Raw genomic sequence first — 22,998 nt, 5'->3', positions numbered from 1 at the left:
CTGACCGCCGCGCCGCACCGGCCTGCGCGTGGGGCTGGTCACCCCGTCGGCCCCACCGCCGGGGCGGCGGCAATGGTCGGCGCGCAGACCTCGGTACGCTGGGCCGGTGACCTCCAGCCCCACCTCTCCGTCGACGCCGCCGCGCCGCCTGGACCTGCGGATGCGCACGGTCGAGATGGCCGCGCTGCGGGCGGAGGACCTCGAGGACCTGCACGTCGGCGCGCCGCCTGGCGTCATGCGACCGCTGCCCGTGCACACGGCGGCGCTGCTGGTCGCGGCAGGCGGGGCCGTCGGCGCGATTCTGCGCTTCACGATCGCGGTGCTCGTGCCGACCGTGCTGACCCCCACCCTCATCGAAACGCCCTGGCCCACCCTGTGGGTCAACGTCATGGGCTGCCTCGCCTTCGGCGCGATCGCCGGGCACGCCGAGATCCGCGTCGCGCAGCCCTGGGTGATGCCGCTGCTAGGCACGGGGCTGTGCGGCGGCTTCACCTCGATGTCCACCGTGGTGCTGGAGGGGTCGGCGATGTTCGGCGCGGACTTCCCGCTGCAGGCCATGCTGTACGGCTCGCTCACGCTCGTGCTGTGCCTGGGGGCCTCGATCGCCGGTCTGCTGGCCGGTCGCGCCGCCGCCCGCGGCAGGCTGCTCGCGAAGATCGCGGCAGGACGCCGACCCATGCCGTGGGGCGCGGGACGGAAGGTGCGTGAGGATGCTGACGGGTCGGCCGACGGGGGTGCGCCGGGTGCGAGCGCGCACGGGACGGGCGCCCATTGGCTCGATGCGAGCACTCGGGGCGATGCGAGCACCCGGGGCACGCGCGGCGCGGATGGCGACGCCGCCGAGCCGGGAACCGCAGACGACTCCGCGCCCGGAAGGCCTGAGGCATGAGCGCGGGCACCTACCTGCTGGCCGCGCTCCTGGTCGGGGTCGGTGGGGCGCTCGGCAGCGCGGCCCGCTGGGGGCTGCGCGAGCTCGGCACGCATCTGGAGGAGCGCCGTGAGCTGCACGACCCGGCGGCGCTGCGGCCCTGGTTGACGCTCTGTGCGAACCTCGCCGCCTGCTTCCTGCTCGGCATGATCGTCGCGCGCCTGGGCTCGACCACCGGCGGGGCGGCGCTCGCCTACACCATGCTGTCCGTCGGTTTCTGCGGCGGCCTGTCCACCCTGTCCACCGCCGCCATGGACGTCGTCGACCTGTTTCGCCGCGGCACCTATGCGCTCGCCGTCGCCTACGTGATGCTGACTGCGGGCACCGGCATGGGCGCGCTGTGGCTGGGGCTGGTGATCGCGGCGTGAGCGCGGGGAAGAAGCGGGGGCCGGGCCGGGGAGCGCTGCTCATCGCGGGCGGCGTCGTCGTGCTGCTTGCCCTCATCGCCGTGATCGCCGCCGATGCCGCGGCTGCCGGAAACCTTGTGCTGCTGGATGCCGGGGCCCTCACCCGGCACGGCGCGCCCGTCGCCGCTACCCTCGCGGACCTGGCCGCGGCCCTCACCCTGGGTGGTGCCGTCGTGGCCGGCTGGATGCTGCCGCGGGACGCCGAGCGCACCCGCGTCATGACCGCCGTGGCGATCGCCGCGGGCGTGACCACCCTGGCCCGTGGCGCCGCGCTCGCCTTCTCGTATTCGCTGGCCACCGGGCAGAGCATCGGCTCGCCGCGCTTCGGCTCCGATATCGCCGTGTTCGCCGCGACGGACCTCGGTGTCTGGCTGATCGCTGGACTGCTCATCGCTGCGGCGACCACCACCGTCGCTGTGCTCGGCAGCTCCGTCAGCGTGGCGCGCACGGTCGCGGTGCTCATCGGCCTGGTCGCCCTCGCCAGCGCCATGACCGGCCACGCCGCCGGCGACGAGACCCACGAAGTCGGCACCTCCACGATGCTCATCCACCTGCTGGCCGTCGGGATCTGGGCGGGCGGCCTCGCAGCGCTGCAGCTGCTGCCCGGGGAGGGCCGACGGGAGGCTGCGGCGCGCGCGGATGCGTCGGGCCGACGGGGGGCCGTGGGAACCTCGGGTACTGCGATCGAGCAAGCCCGCGAGGCCGAGCAGGTTGTGCGCCGTTTCTCCCACCTCGCGCTGATCTGCTGGATCGCGCTCGCGGGCAGCGGCGTGTGGGCCCTCTCAGTGCGCATGAACGGCTGGGAAGACCTCCTGACCAGCGTGTACGTGCAGATCGCGCTCGCCAAGGCGGTGCTGCTGATCCTGCTCGGGGTGCTCGGGGCGCTGCAGCGGCGCCAGCTGGCCACCGGGTTCACCGGTGCCGACGGGGCCGATGCCCGCTCCACCTATCGACGTCTCGCGGTGCTCGAGCTGGGGCTGATGGGGCTTGCCATCGCGCTCGGCGCCGCCATGAGCTCCTCCCCGCCGCCGGCTGAGGCTGGGATCCCGCCCGGAGGAGCGGCGGGCCTGCTGACCGGCTATCCGCTGCCGGCCGCCCCCGAGCTGACGACGGTGCTGACCGCCTGGCGGCCGGCCCCGGTGGCGCTCGCGCTCGGGGCCGTGCTGCTGCTGACCTGGTGGCGGCCCTCCGCCCCGGTGCGCGACCGCTCCGCCTCGATCCGCCTGCTGCTCGGCGTGGCGGTGCTGGTGCTCGTCACGAGCGGCCCGCTGAACGTGTACGGGAAGGTGCTGGTCTCGGCACATGTGCTGCAGCACCTGCTGCTGATGGTGCCCGCGGGGGTGCTGAACGGTAGCGTCTGGCCGGTGCCGGGCAGGCTGCGGGAGCTGGGCAGGCGCTGGTGGATCGGGGCGCTGCTCGCAGCGGCCGGGCCGATCCTGCTGGTCACCGCCTATGCGGTGCCGCTGACGCTGCGCCTCGCGCTCGATGCGCACGTATGGCATCTCGCCCTGCAGGCCCTCGCGCTCGGGGCCGGGGTGCTTACAGCCCTCGCGGTCCGGGCGGTAGGGGCGGCGGGTGCCCCGCGCCACGTGCTGCTCGTGCCGGCCGCGCCGCTGCTGGTGGGGATCGGCGCGGGACTGTGGCTGCTGCTCGGGGATGTGCTGCTCGCCGCCAGCTGGTTCGGCGCCACCGGCCGTACCTGGTGGATGGATGCGCTGGCCGACCAGCGCCGCGCCGGCTGGGCCGTGCTCGCCGTGGTGGTGCTGAGTGCTGGGGTGGCTGGGCTTGTCGTGGCACGGCTCCGACGTGCCGCCGCGGCGTCACCAGCCCCGTCCCGCCCCCGCTGAACGCGCTGCCTCCGTGCTGGACCGGGTCGCGACGACTCTCACCGCCGCGATGCCCACGATGACGTGGAGCGAGGACTCTCCACCGGGAACGGTCAGCTCGGCGGAGAAACACACCTGCACGTACAGGAGCGCTGGCCTGGTGAGCGCCGCGGCTCCGGAAGACTTTCTCGAGCTGCGGGAGCCTTTTGCTGAGGCCCTGTCCGATGAGGGAGTCGCACTGGAGGACATCCAGAGCTCCACGGAGGGGGGATCTGCACGGCTGTGGGCGCGCCTACCACAGGACGACATCCTCGTTCAGCTCACGGAGCAACCCCAAGAAGGGGCGATGCTCATCATTCACGGTCCGGATCTCCTCTGGGAGATCTGCGCGCCGTGAAGGCGCAGCCCCATGGTGAGGATTGACGCGGTTGTCCCCGGTGCTACACCACTATCAGGGACGTAACCTGAGAGGCGCCGCGCTGGGGTTCCGGAATCTGGGCCGCTACCTCCTCCGGGGCACTGCTGGATACCTGCGGGTTCAGACCGCTTCTACCCTCTCTTTTGCGATGAGCCGCTGAAGCGCAGTATGGCTCACCTGGAGCAGCCGGTGAAAAGACCTGAAGGACAGGTCCACTCACCCTGTGCAGCTCGGATCAAATCCTGCGGTGGCGGGCTTTAGGGTCGATCGGCCCTTCGGTGTCCGGGGTGCGCTCGGGGATCCAGGGTTCCTCTTCATCCTCGTCATTGTCGTCGCCCCCGTACCCGCTGTCTTCGTCCTCGTCCTCGCTGCCGTTGACGAGGCGGGACTCGAGGGACTTGGCGAACAGCTCGACCGGATCGGATTCGATCTCGATGCTGCCCTCGATGTCCTGCCACTCGCCGCCGTCCACCGAGAACTGGCCGGTGAACGTGGTGGTGAGGATGATGTCGTACCAGCCTTCGAACCGGTACTCGGAGGAGATGCGCTCGGAGGGGAAGGGCTTGCCGGGATCGGTGGTGGCGATCGTGTTGCCGTCGCCGAGATCCCAGTGGAACTCCACCGGGGTCGCCCGGATCCGCACAGGCGTGCCCAGGATCTCGGTCTCGAGCTCCTGGGTGTCGGCGTTGGTGTACAGGACGTTGACCATGTTCACCGGCAGCCAGCCACGCTCCGGTCCCGCGTGAGCGATCGGGGTGTGGATGGGCATGCGCTTGAGGTCCTCGATGGTCACGGTGATGACCAGCGGCGGCAGCGAGGCGGGGTCAATGCTGCCGGCCTCGCCGACAGGCACACAGCGATACCCCTGTGGAGTCTTCCTGTCCTCGACGGGGTCATAGAGTGAGATCTGCTGCATGACCATGTCCTCGCCGCGATCCCACTCGCGCTGAGCACGCGGATCCAGAAAGAACTCGCCCGCGGCATCATCGCGACGGTAGTTCAGGCCCGAAGTGCACGATTCGCGGACGGTATGGCACGTCGAGCCGTTGCTGTCTGGAGTGCACGACGTTGCGTGGCTGGTTGGCAGAGTCTCAACGACCGGGTAGGGGGCGAGGCTCGAGCCTCCTTTTGACCCGGGGTTGGGGCTTGTGAAAAAATCTAACGCACTGCTTCCCGAGTTCTGTTCCCACTCCTCAGTGCTTTCTTGGGAGCCCCCGAAGTTGATGGCCCTAGAGCCCTTGTCAATTTCTGTGTGGTGTCGAGGAGGGTCTGCGAGAGCATTCAAGGGGGTACTTATAAGGAGTGCGGCTAGGGGTAGTATTGCGAGCGTTGAGGTTAGGCGTGTAAGTCGCTTGTTAGTCAAGGACATTGGTTCCCCATTTCGCGCGAACGGCATCGATGCGCCACCCCTCTTCTGTCCAAACTAGACCGCCCGCGGTGGCGTACTCCAGTTCGCCAACGTCCACGATCTCTGAAGGATCTTCAATGGACCTCATGTGCGGGGTTGTCGTGAAGTTGTAGTTCACCTGGATGTCGTAGGTGTTCGATTCTATGGCCTCGGACACGACTTCCTGTAGGGAAAACTTAGTCCAAAGATTGTCGTGCTCCCGGATATCCTTGTAAGTTTTCATGAAGTCGTCGCATCCGTCGCAGTCCTCGGTCTGCATCTCCTGCGTCAGAGAGTCGTCGCCCACCTGGTGTGCCCACATGGCAGTGGCGATGTAGTACTTGAAGGCCTGCATCGCACCGTGGTCGGTGTGCTCGTCCATGCCGGGGAAGTCGGCACGGTCCGGTGCGGGGATATCGGGTGCAGCCTGAGTCTCGTCGCCGCCTCCATCGCTGGCTCCGTCTTCACTCCCGCCATCGCTGGGGTTGGTCTCGTCGCCCCCGCCATCGCTGGTCTGGGGCTTGAAGCCGAGGTCCGGGGGTGGGGTAGTGACGGGGCCCTTGCCGTCGTCGCAGGCGGCAAGGCCGAGAACGAGTACTGCAGAAGCCGCAGCGGTGATGAGGCGTCGGGTCATGAGACGAGCTCCCTGTCCGTGTTGTGGAACACAGTCACGGTAGCGGCCTGAGTTCACCTCGTCAGGCCAGTCGCCAAGATTGTGGATAACTCTCCCAGGGACGGGGCTCGCAGCCGCGCTGCGCCCAGCCCCGCCGAGCCTCAGCTCCGGCCCACCCCAGCTTCAGCCGCGCCGGTGCGCCTCGGCGAACAGCTCGCGCACGGAGCGCAGGCGCGCCAGCAGTGTCTCGCGGTCCGCGGCCGGCACCAGGCCCTCGCCGAGCCCACGCGACGCCGGGCTCGTCGCGGCGCTGCGCTCGGTGACGCGATGCGTGCCCACGGCCCCGCCGAGGGTGCCCATCAGGCCCTTCCCGCTCGCGGTCGCCGCAGCCGGCACCGCGGACTCGGAGCCCGCACGCACCCGTCGGAACGCCTCGAGTGCCTGCTGCGAATGCCCCTGCATCGTCGCGGCCAGCATGTACGCGGCCACGTCGGCCTGCTCTACGAGCACCGGCAGCACCCCGCCGGAGACCCGCTGCTGCCCCAGGATCACCAGGTCATCGCGGCCGCGGGCGAAGGCGCCGAGGAACAGGTCGTAGGCGCCATCGGCGGTGCGCGGCACCACGTCCTTCGGCAGATGATCAGCCCCGGACTCGTACCCGGTGGCCAGCACGATCAGGTCCGGCGCGTACTGCTGCTCGCCCCGCTGCTGTGCACCCCGGCCCCCGGCCACGCCCGCGAGGATCACGGTCCCGTCGGCCCCCACCGCGGTGACGTCCCCGGCCGGGGTGATGCGACCCTCGCGCACCCGGTCCAGCACGTCATCGGAGACGATCACGGTGTCCTCGAGCAGCGGTGCGACCGGCCGCGGCAGACCCACCGCCTCCGGGGTGCCGACGGTGCGGCGGATCACGGTCTCGGCGATCTTCGCGTTCAGCCCGCCTAGGCGCGCGGGCTCGCGGGCAGCCAGCACATCCCCGGAGCGGCCGGCGATGCGGCGCGGCACGATCCAGTGTCCGGTGCGCATCGACCAGCGCACTTCGAGGGCGCGGCGCGCGGCGTCCACGGCGATGTCGGCGGCGGACTGGCCGGAGCCCACCACGAGTACGCGCTGGCCCTCCAGCCCGTCGGCCCCACTCCAGTCCTTCGCGTGGATGACCTGCACGGACGTCGGGACGTCTACGGCCCAGTCGGGGTAGTGGGGGTGCTCGGTGATGCCGTGGGCGGAGATGATCGCGCGGTAGATGCCGATCTCGCCGGTGGTCAGCTCCACCTCCCACACGCCGTCGTCGAAGGGGCGGGCGTGGCGCACGCCGGTGCGGGGCCGGAAATGGTCGGTCAGGTCATGGCGGGCGGCGTAAGCGCGCAGGTACTTCGCCATATGCGTGGGGGTGAGGAACTCCGGGAAGCTCACCGGCTGCAGCAGATCCTCATACTGCGTGAACTCGCGCGAGGACACCATCTCCAGGGTGGGCCACACGGGGGAGTCGGTGCGCTGGGGGTCCCAGATGCCGCCGACGTGCGCCGCGCGATCCACCAGGTCGAACGGCACCTCGAGCGCTTGCAGCGCGGCAGCGGCCGCGAGTCCCGCGGGGCCGGCGCCGATGATCAGCACCTTGTCGCGGGTGGGGATCGAGTCGTGGTGCTCGGGCATCAGGGAGGTCCTTCTTCCGGGTCGGCCGCGGGCGGACGGACGCCATCCTAGTCCGAGCGCGTGAGGCCGCGGCACGGCGCGGCCGCCCCACTCCCTCACGTGAGACGGCTACGTTTTCGTGGGAATCGGGGCCTCATAAGCACCAGAACGTAGCGGGATTCGGAAATCTTGAGCCGCGCTCGCCGAACAGGGGCGGGGCGCGATGGGGGCAGGGCGGCGTGCTCTCGCACCTCAGCTGACTGCGGAGATCACCACGGAGACGCCCAGCGAGATCAGCACCGTGGAGATGACATGCGCGAGGATCACGTGATTGCGCACGATCCGACGGGCGGGCGTCGTGAGCGGCACGAACTCGACGGTCCCGCTGGAGGCCTGCACTACTACCGCCGCGTACAGGTAGTCGGAGAAAGTGCGCTCGGGCCCCGGCGTGCCCGGCAGCGAGAAAGCATCACCGCGCGCGTCCTGCGCCATGTATTCCATCGCGTAGGTGACCACGGTGGAGATCCACACGGTGATGATCGCCCCGGCGGTCAGCAGCAGCAGATACGTCACCGACACCCCTCCGGGCCGGATGATCAGCAGCAGCGACGCCGCGACCGCGTTGACCACCAGCGAGACCACGTTGCCGACCGGCCCGGAGCTGCCTCCGACCCAGCGGTACCAGCGCAGGGAGAGCCGGGCTCGCGGCAGACGCGCAAGCGCCACCTGCCGGGCGCGCGGCAGCCCCCGCATCACCAGCAGCACCAGCAGCGCCGTGACCATGAAGTAGATGGAGCCGACGAGAACCAGCAGCAGCGTCAGCAGAATGATGCGCTCGCGCGGGTCCTCTGTGGTCATGTAGTTCAGGTCCGGCACCGCGAGCTGCAGCACCGCCCCGATCAGCCCGGCGATGACCAGCGCGATCAGGCTGCGCACGTTCTCCGAGAGGAGGCGGTGGTGCCAGGTGCGGCGCCGGCGCTCGAGACGCGGGGTCTCGGGCTGCTCCGCCGCCTCCGGCTGCTCGGCCGGCCGCCGCTGCTCGGCGTTCATGCGCTCTGCCCCGCGGCGAGGTCGCGGGCCAGCAGCAGCGCTCCGGGCAGGCCGTCGCGGGCAGTGCCCACCCGTCGGCCCTGACCGGCGATGAGCGCGAGCGCCCGCTCACGCAGCGGCCCATCGGACGTCAGCACCGACCCGGCGAGCACCACCGGCAGGGTGCCGTCCAGGTCGAGCGCGGCGAGGGTGTCCTCCACGGTGCGGGCGGCGGCGTCGAGGATCCCGGCAGCGACCGGGTCGTCGGGCACGCGCGCGGGCAGCGGGGCGAAACGTCCCAGGGCCGACGGGGAGCCTGCCGGGACAGCGTCGTCGAGCGCGCGGATCAGGTCCTGGCGGAGGTCGCCCGTGGGGGAGGGCGGCTGCGTGCCGTCGCGCAGGTCAAGGCCCAGGTCAGCGCCCACCTGCTCGGTGAGGGAGGTGCGGGGGCCGCGGTCGTCGAGGTCTGCGGCGACGACCTCGAGGGTGCGTCGGCCCAGCCACACCGCGGAGCCGATGTCGCCGAGCAGCCAGCCCATGCCATCGCGGCGCCGCACCGGGCGGCGATCCTCGACGCGGACGGCGACGGCGCCCGTGCCCGCGAGGACCAGCAGGCCCGTATCGCCTACGCCGCCCGAGAGGAACGCGGTCAGCAGGTCGTCGGTGACCAGCAGGTTTGTGGTGGTGATGCCGAGGGGGAGGAGTCGCTCGGCGATCGCGTCGCGGATATCGCGGACACGGGCGGGGCCGGCGCCGGAGAGACCGAGCGCGACCGCGCGGACGGCGGCGGGGTCGGCGGCGGCGCGTTCCAGCAGCTCGCCGATGGTGCGGGCGAGGCCGTCGAGTGCGGCGAGCCCGGAGGAGCGCAGGTTCGCGCCGGGCCCCGTGTGCTCGGCGAGGATGGTGCCGTCAGGGCGGGCGAGGAGCACCCGAGAGCTGGTGCCGCCGATGTCTCCGGCGATGACGGTGCTGGTGGTGGGGCTCAGGGCTGCGGCTCCTGCGCCCGCCGCCCGTGTTCCGACGTCGTCCTGCGTCATGTCCTCCCCCTCGTCGACTGCGGCCATCGTAGTCAGCGCCCCGAGCCGCACGCCCCGTCGGCCCCTCCACCCCGAATCCCGCTACGTTTCCGCACCCAGAATCCCGCTACGTTTCCGTGCTTAACCCGCGCTCATTCCCACCGAAACGTAGCGGTCTCGGCGATGGCGACAATGCAGCGGTCTCGGCGAAGGGTGCGCGGGGAGGCCCTAAGGGGCGGGGCGCTACTGTGCACGCATGGATCTGGACACCTCGCTCGTGGACCTCGCCTCTCCCACCGAGGAGCGCAACCCGGCCAGCGCCGAGCTCGACAGCCTCGATGCGCGCGGCATGGTGGACGTGATCCTCGCCGAGGACGCAACGGTCGCTGCCGCCGTGCAGGCGCGCGCCGCCGAGATCGCCGCGCTCGTGGAGGTGTGCGTCGAGGCGATCGCCGCCGGGCACACCGTGCACTACGTCGGCGCGGGCACGTCGGGCCGACTCGGCGTGCTGGACGCCGTCGAACTCGCTCCCACCTACAATGCCGACCCGTCCATGGTCACCGCCCATATCGCCGGTGGCGCCGGGGCATTCCTTGAGGCCGTCGAGGGCGCGGAAGACTCCGTGGAGGCGGGCCGGGAGCTGGTGCGCAAGGAATGCTCGGCCGGGGATGTGGTCGTGGGGCTCGCCGCGAGCGGCCGCACCCCTTTCGTGCAGGGCGCGCTCGAGGCGGCTCGTGAGGCGGAGATGCCCACGGCGCTGATCTCCGCGAACCCGCAAGCGCCGCTTGCCGAGCTCGCCGACCACCCGATCCTGCTGGCAGTGGGCCCGGAAGTCGTCACCGGCTCCACCCGCATGAAGGCCGGCACCGCCCAGAAGCTCACGCTGAACGCCCTGTCCACGGCGATGATGGTGCGGCTCGGCACCACGTTCGGGAACCTCATGATCGACGTGCGGCCCACGAACGCGAAGCTCGTGGCGCGCACCGTGCGGATGCTCATGCAGGCCACCAGCGTGGATGCGGCGCGCGCCGCTGAGGTGCTGCAGGAGGCCGACGGGTCCGTGCGGGTGGCGCTCGTGGCGCTGCTCGCGGGGGCCGACGTGGGCGCTGCACGCGCCGCGCTCGAGGGCGCGCCCCGGGACCCGCACCGCGTGGGCGACCCCGCCGGGATCCGCACCGCCGTCGCGGCGCTTGCGAGCCTCTAACAAACCCGGGGCGATTCACGTTCACGCAGCTCGGGGGTGTACTTCTTGGGCATGTTCCGATTCTCCTTCGTTTGGATCGGAACGAAACCCAGGGCGCTTCAACGCACGCGCTGCCCAGGGTAATTCTGTGGCGCATGCTCGCTGGGCGTGCTTATGGTGAATCCATGCGCCTGTGATCCGCCCCCGCCATCCGTTCTGAGACCCCGGGAGCTGATCCATGCCCACGCACCCCTACAACGATCCCGTCGTCTACAACGATCCCGTCGGCCCCCTCGATCCCGGTGCCGCAGCCCTACACCTGCGCGCCGACGGCGTCTCCTTCTCCTACCCTGATCGTCGCGTCCTCACCGACGTGTCCTTCGTGGTGCCCGCCGGGCGCCCTACGGGCCTGCTCGGCGAGAACGGTTCCGGCAAATCCACCCTGCTGCGGATCCTGGCCGGCGACCTCACCGCCGACACCGGCACGGTGAGCGCGCCCGAGCCGGTGGGCCTGCTGCGCCAGGAGCTGCCGTTCGCCCTTAAAGCGAGGGTTCAGGACGTGGTGGCCCATGCGCTGGAGCGCTCCCGCCTCCTCGAGGCGGAGCTTGAGCGCGCCGGGGAGGCGCTCGCGAACGGATGCAAGGAGAGGGGTGCTGGAACGCGTGATGCTCCCGGCCCGAGCCCCACCGCCCGGGAGGTTGCGCAGCGCTACGACGCGCTGCTGGCTGCGGCCACGATCGCGGACGTGTGGAACGCCGAGCACCGTGCCGCGGAGGTCATCGCCGGGCTCTCCCTGGAGGATGTGCCGCAGCAGCGACGGCTGGGAGAGATCAGCGGCGGGCAGCGTGAGCGGCTCGCTCTCGCGCACCTGCTCATAGCCCGCCCTACCACGTGGCTGCTCGATGAGCCCACCAACCACCTCGATGATGCCGGCGCCGCGTTCCTCGTTGAGGCCATCACCGATCATCCCGGCTCGGTGCTCATCGCGAGCCACGACCGCGCCTTCTTGGACGATGCGACACAGGCGCAGCTGGACTTGGACCCCGCCGAGTCGCCGCTGCACGAGCACACCGGCGCTCTCACCGCCTACACCGGCGGTTTCACCGACTACCTGCTGGCCCGTATGGATGCTCGGGAGCGCTGGGAGCAGCGTTTTCGGACCGAGCAGAAGGAGCTCAAGGAGCTGCGGCGCGCCGTGCAGGACGCCGGGACTGCGGGGCAGCTGACGGCCAAGCGCGCGGAGGTGCGCATGGCGCGGAAGTACCACGGAGACCGTAACGCTCAGGGGGTCTCGCGTCGGCTGCGTGAGGCGCGGATGCGGCTTCAGCGGCTGGAGGTGGAGCAGGTGCGCAAGCCTCCTGCCGAACTGCATCTCACGCACCTGCCGACGGCGCCAGGATCGTCCGGGGTGCAGGTGGCGGTGACGGACGCGGCGGTCGAGGGACGTCTCGCTCCAGTGTCCGTCGCGCTGTCCGCGGGTGAGCAGTTGCTGGTCACGGGGCCGAACGGGGCGGGCAAGTCCACGCTGCTGGACCTCGTTATCGGCCATCTGGAGCCCACGTCCGGCACCGTGGAGCGCTCACGCAGCCTGCGCGTCGGGCACCTGGGGCAGGACGATGCGGCGATCCCCGGACGCACAGTAGGCCAGCATCTACGGACGGCAGCCGGTGTGGACCCGGGGTCCGACGACGTGCCTGAGCTGTTCGGGCTGGTACACCCTCGGGACCTGGATCGGCTCCTCACGGAGCTGTCGCGCGGCCAGCTGCGCCGGGTCATGCTCGCCGCGGTGCTGCTGGACCCGCCGCAGCTGCTGGTTCTCGATGAGCCGACGAACCACTTGGCGCTGGTCACGGCTACGCGGCTGGAGGCGGCTCTGGAGGAGTGGGGCGGGACCGTGCTCATCGCCTCGCATGACCGCTGGCTGCGTCGCCGCTGGCAGGGCAGGGTGCTCGAGCTGGGGGCCTGAGGGGCGAGGCGCGCCCCAGCTCGTGCTGAATGCGCTGTCCTGCCGCGCCCCGCCGCGCTCTCACCCCGTTCTCTGCGCCATCCCCAAGCGCAGACGGCGACGTTTTCGTGGGAATAGCAGGCCAATTCCCACGAAAACGCAGCGCTCTCGGGAAGAGGGGTGACCGGTACGGGGCGGCGGGCTGCATCGGTCAGGGGCGCTTCACAATCGTGCGTGCAGCGCCGTGAAGGAGAGCCCGGGTCACAGTCCTTCACACTCCTTCGTCCCTGCCGTCCCCACGCGGCACGCTGGCACCGACACCGACCAGCTAGGAGTCCGCCATGACCGATACCGCCCCCCGCTTCGAGACCCTCGCCATCCACGCCGGCCAGGAGCCGGATGCCGCCGCGGGCTCGCGCGCCCTGCCCATCCACCAGACCACGAGCTTCGTGTTCCCCAGCGCCGAATCGGCCGCGAACCGCTTCGCTCTGACGGAGTCCGCGCCGATCTACACCCGCATCACGAACCCCACGCAGGCCGTGGTGGAGGACCGCATCGCTGCGCTCGAGGGCGGGGCTGCCGGCCTGCTGGTCGCCTCCGGGCAGAGCGCCATCACGCTCGCGATCCTGAACCTCGCCGGTGCGGGAGACTCCGTCGTCGCCTCACCGAGCCTGTACGGCGGGTCGTTCAACCTGCTCAAGCACACCCTTGCGCACCTGGGCATCACCCCGCAGTGGGTGGAAGACCCCACGGATCCCGAGTCCTGGCGCGCCGCCGCAGACACCACCACGCGTGCCTTCTTCGTCGAGTCGATCCCGAACCCGCAGCAGGACATCCCGGACCTGCGCGCCATCGCGGACGTGGCCCATGAGGTGGGGGTGCCGCTGGTCGTGGACAACACGGTCGCGACCCCCTACCTGCTGCGCCCCCTCGAGCACGGCGCCGATGTGGTGGTCCACTCGGCCACGAAGTTCCTGGGCGGGCACGGCACGTCGATCGCAGGCGTGATCGTTGATGGCGACAGCTTCGACTTCACCGCCCATGCCGAGAAATACCCGCAGTTCACGGAGCCGGACGAGTCCTACCACGGGCTCGTGTTCGCGGGTCTGCCCGCCCCGCAGGCCACGCGCGCCCGCACCAATCTGCTGCGGGACCTGGGCCCGGCGATCTCCCCGTTCAACGCCTTTCTCATCGCCCAGGGCCTGGAGACCCTGCCGCTGCGGATGGAGCGGCATCTGGACAACGCCCGGAAGGTCGCCGAGTTCCTCGAGGCCGATCCCCGGGTGGAGTCTGTGACCTGGGCGTCGCTGCCGTCCTCCCCGCACAAGGCGACGGCCGACCGCTACCTGCCGCGCGGCACCGGGAGCGTCCTCGGCTTCACCCTCCCGGGCGGGCTCGAGGCCGGCAAGCGCTTCGTCGACGCCCTCAGCCTGCACTCGCACGTGGCGAACATCGGCGACGTCCGCTCGCTTGTGATCCACCCCGCCTCCACCACGCACTCCCAGCTCAGCGAAGCCGAGCAGCTCGCGGCCGGCACCGGCCCGGGCTTCGTGCGCCTCAGCGTGGGGATCGAGCACATCGACGACATCATCGCCGACCTCGAGCAAGGCCTCGCCGCCGCGAGCGCGTGAGGCCAGGGGCGGGCTGGGGCCGACGAGGCGGTTGGCCGACGGGCCTGCTCCGGTGGGCGAGCTCAGTCGGTGTCCGCGGGCTGCGTCACGGAATGGTGCTATGGCGACGTAGCTGGCAATAGTGCCAGCTACGTCCGCACAGCACCCGTGCGTGACGGCGCCCCGGCCCCCACCCAGCCCCTACCCACCCGCCCTGGATACGCTGGGCCGCATGAACTCCTCGACCTCGTCGCTGCCCGCCTCGCCCCTGGACACCTGGCCGCCGCGTTGGGCCCCGTCGGCCGTGGTGTTCGACTGCGACGGCCTGCTGGTGGACACCGAGGGCCAGTGGGTGCAGCTGCAGAACGAGTATCTGGCCGCGCACGGCGTCACGCTGCACCCCACCACCCGCAAGGAGATCACCGGCCGGGATGCGGAGACAGTGGTGCGCACCATCGCCGAGGCCGTGGACAAGGACCCACTGCTGGTGGGGGAGGAGCTGCTGGCCGCGCACCGCAAGCATGTGGGCGAGGAGCTCACACCGCTGCCGGGAGCGCTCGAGACCCTGCGCGCCATCGCGGCGAAGCGCCCGATCGCCGTGGCATCGAACTCGGCGCGCGAGATGCTGGATGCGAAGCTCGCGGGGCTCGAGATCACTGACCTGGTCGATGCGTCGATTGCGATCGAGGATGTCGAGCATCCCAAGCCCGCTGGGGACATGTATGTGGCCGGGGCGCGGGCGCTCGGCGCGGAGCCGGCGGACTGCCTGGCCTTCGAGGATTCGGAGACCGGGGCGCAGGCCGCGCTCGCCGCGGGCACGCAGCTGATTGCGGTGCCGTCGATCCCCGGGCAGGAGCCGCGCGCCCCGCGCCGCCTGGAGTCCCTGGCCGATCCGGTGCTCGCCGAGTGGATCGCCTCCTGGGACGTGGCCCGATGACGGGCGCGCGCATCCCCGAGCGTTTCGCCGCGGTCTTCGGGGACTGGACCCCGCAGGCTGTTGTGTTCGACTGCGATGGGCTGCTGCTGGACACCGAGTCGGTGTGGCAGCAGACGCAGGATGCCGTGGTCGAGCAGCTCCAGGCGCACCTGGATGAGGCCGATGAGGACGTCCTCCACGGCAGCACCCTCGAGGATGCTGCCGACCTGATCGCCAAGCGCGCGAAGCGCCCGGTCGACGAGGTCCACCAGATGCTGCTGGAGAACTTCGAGCAGCGCCTCGCCGCAGGTGTGCACCCGATGCCGGGTGCGCCGGAGATCGTCGCGGCCGCGGGGGCGAAGCTCCCGCTGGGCTGCGCGTCGAACTCGTGGATGGAGGCGCTCGAGGAGAAGCTGACCGCCGGCGGGCTGCGCGAGCACTTCACCGTGCTGAAGGCGTCGGACAGCGTGGAGCACCCCAAGCCCGCCCCGGACATGTATGTCGCCGCCGCCCGGGAGCTCGGCGCCGATCCCGGGCACACGCTCGCCTTTGAGGACTCCGGCACCGGCGCGCGTGCGGCCCGCGACGGTGGCCTGCGGCTGATCGCCGTGCCCGCCCCCGGCTATGACGCACCGCCCGCGGACCTGGCACTGACTTCGCTCGAGGACCCCGAGCTGCAGGAGTGGATCGCCAGCTGGTGAGAGAAGGGGCCTGATCCCCGCCCCGCTGGTTGGCCTTCCCGCCCCGCACGGAGGACACTTGGCCTATGACGTCTCGCTCCGATTCCACCTCGCCCACCCCTGCCCCGGCGGACCGCGCCCCGGCGCCGGAGCTGCGCGGCCGCAGCTGGCTGAACACGGGCGGCGCCGAGCTGGATCTCGCGGCGCTGCGCGGCAAGATCGTGCTGCTGGACTTCTGGACGTTCTGCTGCGTGAACTGCCTGCATGTGCTGGATGAGCTGCGGCCGCTGGAGGAGAAGTACGCCCAGGAGCTCGTGGTCATCGGCGTGCATTCCCCGAAGTTCGAGTTCGAGAAGGACCCCGAGGCGCTGCAGGCGAACATCGAGCGCTACGAGGTCACCCACCCCGTGATCGACGACCCGGAGCTCGCGACCTGGACCGCATACGGCGCGCGCGCCTGGCCCACCCTCATGGTCCTGGACACGCACGGCCGGATCGCCGGGAACCTCTCCGGGGAGGGTCATGCCCAGAACCTCGATGCCCTCATCGGCCGCCTCATCACGGAGGGGGAGGCCGATGGGTCCCTGCGCCGCGGCCCCGCGCCGACGGTCCTCGCGGAGCGTCCCGAGCAGACGCTGCGCTTCCCCTCGAAGCTCGCACTGCTGCCCGATGGCCGCCTCGTGGTCTCCGATCCGGGCCAGCATCGCCTGGTGATCTTCCAGTCCGACGGGCAGACGGTCGATGAGGTGATCGGCACTGGCGAGCGCGGTCACGCCGACGGGGAAGCAGCATCCGCGCAGTTCGCGGAACCGAACGGGGTGCTGCCGCTGCCGGAGGACGTCGCCGAGCAGGTGGGATATGACCTGCTGGTGGCCGACACCGCGAACCACCTGCTGCGCGGCGTGAAGCTGGGCCGCGACCGCCTGCTGCGCTCTCGCACCGCGAGCGCGGTGACGACGGTCGCGGGCTCGGGCGCGCAGTGGATGCAGGGAGATGAGCTGCCGCGCGGCGAGGGTGACCCGCTTTCCTTCGCGCTGTCCACGCCGTGGGATCTGGCCTGGTCGCATGTGCTGGGCCGCGCCGTGATCACGATGGCCGGCATCCACCAGATGTGGACCTTTGACCCGGTGACGGGGACGCTGCTGGTCCTCGCCGGCACCACCCAGGAGGGCCTGGTGGACGGCCCGGTGGTGGGTTCATGGTGGGCGCAGCCTTCGGGCGTGGATGAGCTGCCCGACGGCCGCCTGGTCATCGCGGATTCGGAGACTTCTGCGGTGCGGATCCTGGATCCGCGCACGATGCGGGTGAGCACAGCGGTGGGCGTGGGCCTGTTCGACTTCGGGCACGTCGATGGCCCGGCTCATCGCGCCCGCCTGCAGCATCCGCTCGGGGTGACGGCCCTGCCCGATGGCCGCATCGCCGTGGCGGACACCTACAACGGCGCCATCCGCATCGTGGACCTCGGCGAGACGGGGGCGACGGCTGCGGAGAGCACGCAGACGCAGCCCACACCGCAGATCCAGCCCATTGCGGCGATCACCGGGCTCAGCGGCCTGGGTGGGGCCAGTGGTGGGACCGGTGGAGCGAGTGGCCAGCAAGCGGGGACCGATGGGGCCGCGGCCGCCGGATCGCGTGCAGAAGGACAGAGCGCCGCTGGACAGGCTGCCGCAGGACAGGGCGCCGACGGACCGAGCGCCACTGGATCGGGCGCCGCTGGACAGGGCGCCGACGCGAACCTGGCCGACGCGGGCCCGTTCCCCGCGGCGAGCGTCATCACCGTCGCGACGGACCTCAAGGAACCCTCGGATGCGATCGTCGGCCCGCCGGTGGACGGCATCGGCCAGCTCGTCGTGGTCGAATCCGGCAGCCACAAGGTCACGTGGGTGCCGGTGGCGAAGGCCGCCGAGCGGATGATCGACGAGGGGCAGCAGCGCTCCGAGCGGCCCGTCACCGAGGTGGGGCCGGGCCAGTTGCGCATCCGCGTGCTGTTCACCCCGCCGCAGGGTCACAAGCTCGATGACTCCATGGGCCCCTCCACCCAGGTGAGCATCACGACCACCCCGTCGGCCCTGGTCGCCGAGGGCGGCGGGACGGATACGGCGCTCGAGCGCACGGTCCAGCTGGATCCCGCGTACAGCGAGGGGGTGCTGCACGTGAATGCGCGCGCAGCCTCGTGCGATGCGGACCCGGCGGTGGAGTTCCCGGCCTGCCATATGCATCAGCAGGACTGGGGGGTGCCGATCCGCGTGGTCGACGGCGCGCCCACCGAGCTGGACCTCTCGCTGCTGGACTGACGGGGCCGACGGGGCAGGCTGGCGCCGCGCCGGCCCGCGTCGCCCGCCCCGCGCCCCGCCGCGCCCTCTGTGACCCGGTTGTGGCCTGAACGGTTGCCCGCCGGGGCCGGGGATGCTCTACCGTGCAGGGCGGACCGCCCTCGGGCGGTGGTTCTGCTCGCGCCTGCGAGCCCCGACGTCGGAAGCTGACCCGTGGACCTGATCACCCAATTCCCGCTGGGCGATGACATCGCCTGGATCCTGCTGACCCTGGGCGTGCTCGCGATCGCCGCACTGGTGGTCGGGGCGGTGCTGCCGCGCCGCCTGCAGCGCGACGAGGACCACGCCGAGGTGGACGCTGACCTGGGGAAGCGCCTGGGCGCACAGATCTCCTCGGCGGCGCAGGTGATCGGGATCGTGGGCCTGCCGCTGGCGGCGCTGCTGCTGCTGGCCCCCGGCAGCACCGATGACCGCCTGCTGCGCGCCGGCATGCTGATCGTCGGCCTCGCGCTGGGGCCGCTCGCCGCCTGGCGGGGGCTCGCCGTGCAGATCGCGGCGCTGGGCATCGCCGCGGAGAGTCGACCCGCCTTGGTCTCCCGCCTGGGCGCCCTCACGGTGACGGGGGCGCTGGGCCTGGCGATCCTGCCGGTCGTCATCGTGGTGTGGTTCCTGCAGACCACCGCAGCCCCGGCGCTTGTGGCGCTCGGCGCCGGCGCAGCGATCGCGGCACTCGCTCTACGGGCCTGCCAGGCACCGGTGCAGGCCGCGGCGTCGTCGTCGGCGCTGCTGGTGGGCTCGGATGAGCATGACCTGGATGCGGATGATCCGACGAACCTGGGCGGCCCGCACCTGCGCTCGGTGCGGATGCTGGGCCACGGCGGGCTGCTGAGCGCCGACCTCGTCGCGATCACCACCGCGGGGGCGGGCCTGGGCCTGCTGCTGGGCGTGCCGGTCCTCGCCGCGGAGGGCATCGTCGTGGTGCTGCTCGCGCTCGGCATCGCCCTGCTCGCCGCGGGGATCGCCGCTGTGATCCCGCATGTGGGCAAGCCCGGTCGGGAGCGTGCGGGCCTGCAGCTCGGTGGTCTGCTGTCCGCCGTGCTCGCCGCTGCCGGCGTGGTGGCCGCCGCCTCCCTGTGGGTGCCCGGAAAGTACGCGGACCTGCGCTTCGAAGATGTGGGGATGGCGAACTTCACCGACCCTGCGATTACCGGCGGGCAGCCGACGCCCCGTGAGCAGCTCGAGCCGCAGATCGAGCAGGCGCTGGCGGATATCGGCAGGTTCGTCTCCTCCACCGATGACTCCCAGTACGCCTCCGCGTTCCTGGACACGCTCGCGCTGTACTCCATCACCCCGAACGTCGTGGTCGCTGCGGCCCTGGGGATCGGTGCTCTCGTGGCGCTCGGCGCGATCTGGCTGCTGGGCCGCCTGGGGGAGCGCCAGGGGCCGACGGTGCTGCGCACCGCCCGCACCTCCCGCACCGGCGGCGCGCTGGGCATCACCGCGGGCCTGGGTTCTACGGCCCTGACCGCCGCCGGAGTGCTCGCCGCCGCGACCCTGGGCCTGCTGGTGATCAGCGTGCTCTCCGCCGGAGTGCCGGCGCTGGCGCTCGCGATGCTGGCGCTCGCGGGGCTCGGCGCGCTCGTGGTGGTCGCCGCGCACGCCGGCTCCCTGCTGGCCCCCACCCTGCTGGACCGCCGCGACATCGACGATGCCGTGCGCAGCTCCACGTCGGGCCTGGAGACCGGGCCGCGTGGCGCCCTGCTGCTGGCCGGGACGCTCCTGGGCCTGGCGGCGCTGGGCCCGGTGATCAGCTCCCTGCAGCTCGCGCCGCGCGCCGGCACCGTGTGGGAGGACCGCGCCCTGCATGCCGTGACACCGCTGTCCCTCACGCTGCTGGGCGGGATCGCCCTCGGCGTGGTCGCAACGCTGCTGGTGACCTCCACGCTGCTGGATGCGGCCCGGCGCCTGGGTGCCTCCGCGGTGGTGGAGACCCGCGCCTGCCTGCTCGAGGGTCGCGACCGCGCCGAACTGCCCGAGCTCGCGGAGGCGACCCGCCGCGCCGTGCTGCCCGCTGTGGTGATCGCGGTGCTCGGCCCGATCGTCGCGGCCTTCGGCCTCGGGCCGGCCGCCCTGCCCGGCTACCTCGGCGCCGTCGTGGTGGTCGCCGCGGGCCTGGGCCTGTGGACACTCGCGAGCGGCACCGCCCTGCAGTCCGCCGCGGATCTCATCGCCGACGGGCGCTACGGCGGCCGCGGCTCCTGGGGCCACTCCGGCGCTATCGGTGGCACCGTGCTGACCACGATCCTGCGCAGCGCCGTCGGTGCGGTCGCTCTGCCGCTCACGCTTGTGACCGCACTGATTGCCGCGCTCGGGATCAGCACCGTGGTGGGTATGAACACCGACGGTACCAGCGTCTACCTGCGCTGGGGCGTGGCCGTCGTCGCGATCCTGCTGGCCCTGATCGCCTGGGTCGTCGCCGCCACCGCGCCAGAGGTGGATCTTGAGGACGAGGTCGCCGAGACGTCCAAGCCGCTGTTCGGCCGCGCCGACGAGGAGGCTGGCGGCACGGAGACGCTGGATGCGATGAACTGGGAGTCCGACGAGGAGCGTGACATCCAGGAGGTTGAGGTCAAGGCGCCGCGGCGCCGCGGCGGCGCGGGGAAGGCCGGGACGTCGGGGGCCGGGTCGGGCGATGGCGTGAAGTCCGGGGCGGGCACTGGTGCGAAGTCCGGGACCGACGCTACGAAGGCTGGGTCTGGTGCCGCGAAGTCCGGTTCGCGCGCGAAGGGCAAGAAAAAGCCCCTCCGCCCCCGCCGCTGAGCCCGCTCAGGCTTTCGCCCCGAGGCCGCGCAGGACGAATGCTTCGAGGGCGGCGCGGTCGTAGCGCTTGGCGGAGGAGCCCACGAGCAGCCCGTTGATGATCCGCACGGTCGCGGGCACGTCGAGGTCGGCCCGGAAGTCTCCGGCGGCCACGCCTGCGGTGACGATGTCGATCAGCACCTTCTCGATGAGGATGACGTGCTCGCGCATCCGCGCGGCGGTCTCCGGCGTGAGGGTGGCGCGGCTCGCGGTCTCGGGGACGTGGAACGTGACGGTGAGGTCCAGCTGCGTGCGGATGTAGGCGATCACGGCGTCGCGCGGGGTCGCCGAGTCGCTCACCCCGGCTTTGAGCTGCGCGATGTAGTCGGTGGTCTCGTGGATCGCGTACTCGACCAGCAGCGTCTCGCGGTCGGTGAAGTGGTTGTACATCGCGGTGCGACCCACCCCGGCCGCCGTCGCGATCTTCGAGAACGTGATGGTCTCGAACTCCTGGGACTCCAGCAGCTCGCCGAGCGCGGCGAAGATCTTCTCGCGCGTGCGCTCGCGATGTTCCTCGAGGGAGCCTCCGATGATCTTGGGCATGCGCACAGTCTCGCACTTTCAGACACTGTGACAGAACCCGATGGTCCCGGCCTGTGACGTGCATTCCTGTGACCCTCACCGCGCCCCGCGGCACCTCCTCCACGCCAAGACAGCTACGTTTTTGTGGGAATCAGGCCCCTATTTCCACGAGAACGTAGCCGTCTGCGCAGAGACGAGCGGGACCCGCGCTGCGCCGCGCTCCCGGCGCCCCAGTGCCCCAGCGCCCTCACTCCTCCCCAGCCCACCGCCGCGTCACGGGCTCGGCGCGGAACACTTCGCGGCCGCGGTGGATCGACAGCAGCACGGTGGGGTGCAGCCGCACCACGTCCCGGTCGCTGGCCGCATCGAGGACCAGCAGGTTTGCGGGCCCACCCTCGACCAGCGAGTTCTCGGCCTCGACGCCCAGGTGCCGCGAGGGGTTCGTCTGGATGTGGTCCAGCGCCGTGTCCAGGTAGTCCGCGCTGAGCATGTGCGCCACGTGCAGCCCGGCGTCGAGGTTCCGCTGCCCGGTGTGTCGGCAGTACGCGGGGCCGACGGGGTCGTGTCCGACGGGTCGGCGTCCGACGGGGAGGCGTCCGACGCGCTCTCTTCCCGCGCAGCTGCTGGCGTGATCGCTTCGATGGTGCGGCTCACGCGCAGGTCCCACAGGCCCTCGCGCCTGCGCAGAGTTCTACGTTTTCGTGGAAATGGGGCCTGAGTTTCCACGTAAACGCAGCCGTCTATGCGGGGTGTGGTGGGGCGGGGCTCAGTGCGCGGCGGCGGTGAGGTCCTCGTGGGCGAGGGTGCCGTGGATCGCGGGGCCGGCCATAGCTCCAGCCCCCACGCACATCGGCACATTTGCGGGCGGCAGCACCACGTTCCCGGCCGCCCAGATTCGCGGGTGGCTTGTGCGGCCCTGCTGGTCCACCGCTAGAAGGCTCCCCATCGGCGACTCGGCGCGAGCCAGCTCGAGCCCCGCCACGCAGTCCTCGTTCGGTCGGGCCGCGGGCAACAGGAACAGCGCCGCGAGCTCCACCTCGGCGCCATCGGCCGTGCGCACCCCGCGCAGCTGCGGCGCCTCGCCCAGCAGCTCTGTGATCGGCGCATCCACCACGCGCACGCCAGCCGCTTCCAGCTGCTGGCGTTCCCCCTCGGCCGGGGCGTGCTCCCCGTCGGCGAACAGCGTGATGGGTCCGGCGATGCTGCGCAGCATCTCCACCTGATGCGTCGCGAACGGCGAGGTGGCGAGCACTCCCACCGGCTGATCCCGCACCTCCCAGCCGTGACAGAACGGACAGTGCGCCACCGTCGTGCCCCAGCGCTCCGCGAGGCCCGGAATGTCGGGCAGGGCGTCGCTCACGCCCGTGGCCAGGAGGAATGCGCGGGCGTGCACCGTCGGGCCTTCCACGGTGTGGATCGCCAGGCCCGGGCCGCTTGCGGCATCGGCCACCTCCGCCACGTGCCCGTCGATGAACTCCACCCCGTAGGACGCGGCCTCGCGTCGGCCCCGCTCCAGCAGCTCCGCGGGCGGCGCGTTCTCCAGGCCCAGCACCCCGTGCATGTGGGCGGCGGACTGATTGCGCGGCGCTCCGTCGTCGATCACCAGCACCCGACGCCGGGCTCGGCCCAGCAGCAGCGCCGCGCTCAGCCCCGCCGCACCACCCCCGGCGATGACCGCATCATAGCTATCGATAACGATTCGTATGTAGGTGACGCTAGTGGGGTGTGGGTGGGGCGTCAATGTGGGGCGGGGC

The 22,998-nt window shown here is 71.4% G+C and carries 19 protein-coding genes; 11 read left to right on the top strand and 8 right to left on the bottom strand.

Annotated elements, in window-relative coordinates; genetic code table 11:
• Positions 1–106 precede the first annotated feature (106 nt).
• The 4 genes from CJ197_RS00325 (at position 107) to CJ197_RS14805 (ending at position 3,558) form a co-directional block, all read left to right on the top strand.
• Positions 107–889 (top strand): CrcB family protein, encoded by a 783-nt coding sequence (locus CJ197_RS00325; RefSeq protein ID WP_233190555.1) that lies wholly within the window; start codon positions 107–109, stop codon positions 887–889.
• Positions 886–1,296 (top strand): CrcB family protein, encoded by a 411-nt coding sequence (locus tag CJ197_RS00320; RefSeq protein WP_102234787.1) that lies wholly within the window; start codon positions 886–888, stop codon positions 1,294–1,296. Before CJ197_RS00325 ends, CJ197_RS00320 begins: the two co-directional genes overlap by 4 nt.
• Positions 1,293–3,182 (top strand): CopD family protein, encoded by a 1,890-nt coding sequence (locus tag CJ197_RS00315; RefSeq protein ID WP_102234786.1) that lies wholly within the window; start codon positions 1,293–1,295, stop codon positions 3,180–3,182. Before CJ197_RS00320 ends, CJ197_RS00315 begins: the two co-directional genes overlap by 4 nt.
• 139 nt (positions 3,183–3,321) lie before the next feature.
• Entirely contained in the window at positions 3,322–3,558 is a 237-nt protein-coding gene (locus tag CJ197_RS14805) for a hypothetical protein (RefSeq protein ID WP_146007671.1), read from the top strand.
• Positions 3,559–3,814: 256 nt separating this feature from the next.
• Here the strand turns inward: CJ197_RS14805 and CJ197_RS00305 are convergent, their stop codons facing one another.
• The 5 genes from CJ197_RS00305 to CJ197_RS00285 all read right to left on the bottom strand — a co-directional run bounded on the left by CJ197_RS00305 (position 3,815) and on the right by CJ197_RS00285 (position 9,304).
• Positions 3,815–4,495, bottom strand: coding sequence for a hypothetical protein (locus CJ197_RS00305; RefSeq protein ID WP_233190554.1), 681 nt, complete (start codon positions 4,493–4,495; stop codon positions 3,815–3,817).
• Between the two features lie 439 nt (positions 4,496–4,934).
• Positions 4,935–5,600, bottom strand: a complete 666-nt coding sequence (locus CJ197_RS15280) for a DUF6318 family protein (protein ID WP_102234784.1) — start codon at positions 5,598–5,600, stop codon at positions 4,935–4,937.
• Between the two features lie 162 nt (positions 5,601–5,762).
• Entirely contained in the window at positions 5,763–7,232 is a 1,470-nt protein-coding gene (locus tag CJ197_RS00295; RefSeq protein ID WP_102234783.1) for an NAD(P)/FAD-dependent oxidoreductase, read from the bottom strand.
• 231 nt (positions 7,233–7,463) lie between these two features.
• The gene (locus CJ197_RS00290; protein ID WP_102234782.1) at positions 7,464–8,261 is read right to left on the bottom strand and encodes a DUF1345 domain-containing protein; all 798 of its coding nucleotides are present in this window, start codon (positions 8,259–8,261) and stop codon (positions 7,464–7,466) included.
• Positions 8,258–9,304, bottom strand: a complete 1,047-nt coding sequence (locus CJ197_RS00285; RefSeq protein ID WP_233190553.1) for an N-acetylglucosamine kinase — start codon at positions 9,302–9,304, stop codon at positions 8,258–8,260. The genes CJ197_RS00290 and CJ197_RS00285 overlap by 4 nt, the downstream gene beginning before the upstream one ends.
• Before the next feature lie 208 nt (positions 9,305–9,512).
• On the opposite strand from CJ197_RS00285, the gene CJ197_RS00280 reads away from it, so the two are divergent.
• From CJ197_RS00280 to CJ197_RS00250, 7 genes are all read left to right on the top strand, one after another.
• Positions 9,513–10,460, top strand: coding sequence for an N-acetylmuramic acid 6-phosphate etherase (locus CJ197_RS00280; protein WP_102234781.1), 948 nt, complete (start codon positions 9,513–9,515; stop codon positions 10,458–10,460).
• 217 nt (positions 10,461–10,677) lie between these two features.
• Positions 10,678–12,405: an ABC-F family ATP-binding cassette domain-containing protein gene (locus CJ197_RS00275; RefSeq protein WP_102234780.1), complete on the top strand. Its 1,728-nt coding sequence runs from the start codon at positions 10,678–10,680 to the stop codon at positions 12,403–12,405.
• 320 nt (positions 12,406–12,725) lie between these two features.
• Complete coding sequence (locus CJ197_RS00270) at positions 12,726–14,015, top strand: O-acetylhomoserine aminocarboxypropyltransferase/cysteine synthase family protein (RefSeq protein WP_102234779.1); 1,290 nt, start codon at positions 12,726–12,728, stop codon at positions 14,013–14,015.
• A gap of 211 nt (positions 14,016–14,226) precedes the next feature.
• Positions 14,227–14,931 (top strand): HAD family phosphatase, encoded by a 705-nt coding sequence (locus CJ197_RS00265; RefSeq protein ID WP_102234778.1) that lies wholly within the window; start codon positions 14,227–14,229, stop codon positions 14,929–14,931.
• On the top strand, positions 14,928–15,611 hold the full coding sequence (locus tag CJ197_RS00260; RefSeq protein ID WP_102234777.1) for an HAD family phosphatase: 684 nt from the start codon (positions 14,928–14,930) through the stop codon (positions 15,609–15,611). The genes CJ197_RS00265 and CJ197_RS00260 overlap by 4 nt, the downstream gene beginning before the upstream one ends.
• 65 nt (positions 15,612–15,676) lie before the next feature.
• Positions 15,677–17,884: a thioredoxin-like domain-containing protein gene (locus tag CJ197_RS00255; protein WP_102234776.1), complete on the top strand. Its 2,208-nt coding sequence runs from the start codon at positions 15,677–15,679 to the stop codon at positions 17,882–17,884.
• A 192-nt stretch (positions 17,885–18,076) separates the two neighbouring features.
• Complete coding sequence (locus CJ197_RS00250) at positions 18,077–20,683, top strand: sodium/proton-translocating pyrophosphatase (RefSeq protein WP_146007670.1); 2,607 nt, start codon at positions 18,077–18,079, stop codon at positions 20,681–20,683.
• 6 nt (positions 20,684–20,689) lie between these two features.
• On the opposite strand, the gene CJ197_RS00245 is transcribed toward CJ197_RS00250, so the two are convergent.
• The 3 genes from CJ197_RS00245 to CJ197_RS00235 all read right to left on the bottom strand — a co-directional run.
• On the bottom strand, positions 20,690–21,265 hold the full coding sequence (locus CJ197_RS00245; RefSeq protein ID WP_102234775.1) for a TetR/AcrR family transcriptional regulator: 576 nt from the start codon (positions 21,263–21,265) through the stop codon (positions 20,690–20,692).
• Positions 21,266–21,491: 226 nt separating this feature from the next.
• A complete protein-coding gene (locus tag CJ197_RS00240; protein ID WP_102234774.1) occupies positions 21,492–21,734 on the bottom strand; it encodes a hypothetical protein in 243 nt (80 codons plus the stop codon).
• 276 nt (positions 21,735–22,010) lie between these two features.
• Positions 22,011–22,998: NAD(P)/FAD-dependent oxidoreductase (locus CJ197_RS00235; RefSeq protein ID WP_233190552.1), on the bottom strand; the 988-nt coding region annotated here is incomplete at its 5' end.

Source organism: Brachybacterium sp. UMB0905, assembly GCF_002871795.1.
In the GTDB taxonomy this organism is placed as follows: domain Bacteria; phylum Actinomycetota; class Actinomycetes; order Actinomycetales; family Dermabacteraceae; genus Brachybacterium.
Note: the sequence above shows the minus strand (reverse complement) of the source record. Positions and strands in the feature narration are given on the sequence as shown.

Excerpts from the sequence above, each read along its gene's own strand:
- CJ197_RS00320 (WP_102234787.1), top strand. The coding sequence starts at position 886 with ATGAGCGCGGGCACCTACCTGCTGGCCGCGCTCCTGGTCGGGGTCGGT.
- CJ197_RS00305 (WP_233190554.1), bottom strand. The coding sequence starts at position 4,495 with ATGCAGCAGATCTCACTCTATGACCCCGTCGAGGACAGGAAGACTCCA.
- CJ197_RS15280 (WP_102234784.1), bottom strand. The coding sequence starts at position 5,600 with ATGACCCGACGCCTCATCACCGCTGCGGCTTCTGCAGTACTCGTTCTC.
- CJ197_RS00295 (WP_102234783.1), bottom strand. The coding sequence starts at position 7,232 with ATGCCCGAGCACCACGACTCGATCCCCACCCGCGACAAGGTGCTGATC.
- CJ197_RS00290 (WP_102234782.1), bottom strand. The coding sequence starts at position 8,261 with ATGAACGCCGAGCAGCGGCGGCCGGCCGAGCAGCCGGAGGCGGCGGAG.
- CJ197_RS00285 (WP_233190553.1), bottom strand. The coding sequence starts at position 9,304 with ATGGCCGCAGTCGACGAGGGGGAGGACATGACGCAGGACGACGTCGGA.
- CJ197_RS00280 (WP_102234781.1), top strand. The coding sequence starts at position 9,513 with ATGGATCTGGACACCTCGCTCGTGGACCTCGCCTCTCCCACCGAGGAG.
- CJ197_RS00275 (WP_102234780.1), top strand. The coding sequence starts at position 10,678 with ATGCCCACGCACCCCTACAACGATCCCGTCGTCTACAACGATCCCGTC.
- CJ197_RS00270 (WP_102234779.1), top strand. The coding sequence starts at position 12,726 with ATGACCGATACCGCCCCCCGCTTCGAGACCCTCGCCATCCACGCCGGC.
- CJ197_RS00265 (WP_102234778.1), top strand. The coding sequence starts at position 14,227 with ATGAACTCCTCGACCTCGTCGCTGCCCGCCTCGCCCCTGGACACCTGG.
- CJ197_RS00260 (WP_102234777.1), top strand. The coding sequence starts at position 14,928 with ATGACGGGCGCGCGCATCCCCGAGCGTTTCGCCGCGGTCTTCGGGGAC.
- CJ197_RS00255 (WP_102234776.1), top strand. The coding sequence starts at position 15,677 with ATGACGTCTCGCTCCGATTCCACCTCGCCCACCCCTGCCCCGGCGGAC.
- CJ197_RS00245 (WP_102234775.1), bottom strand. The coding sequence starts at position 21,265 with ATGCCCAAGATCATCGGAGGCTCCCTCGAGGAACATCGCGAGCGCACG.
- CJ197_RS00240 (WP_102234774.1), bottom strand. The coding sequence starts at position 21,734 with ATGCTCAGCGCGGACTACCTGGACACGGCGCTGGACCACATCCAGACG.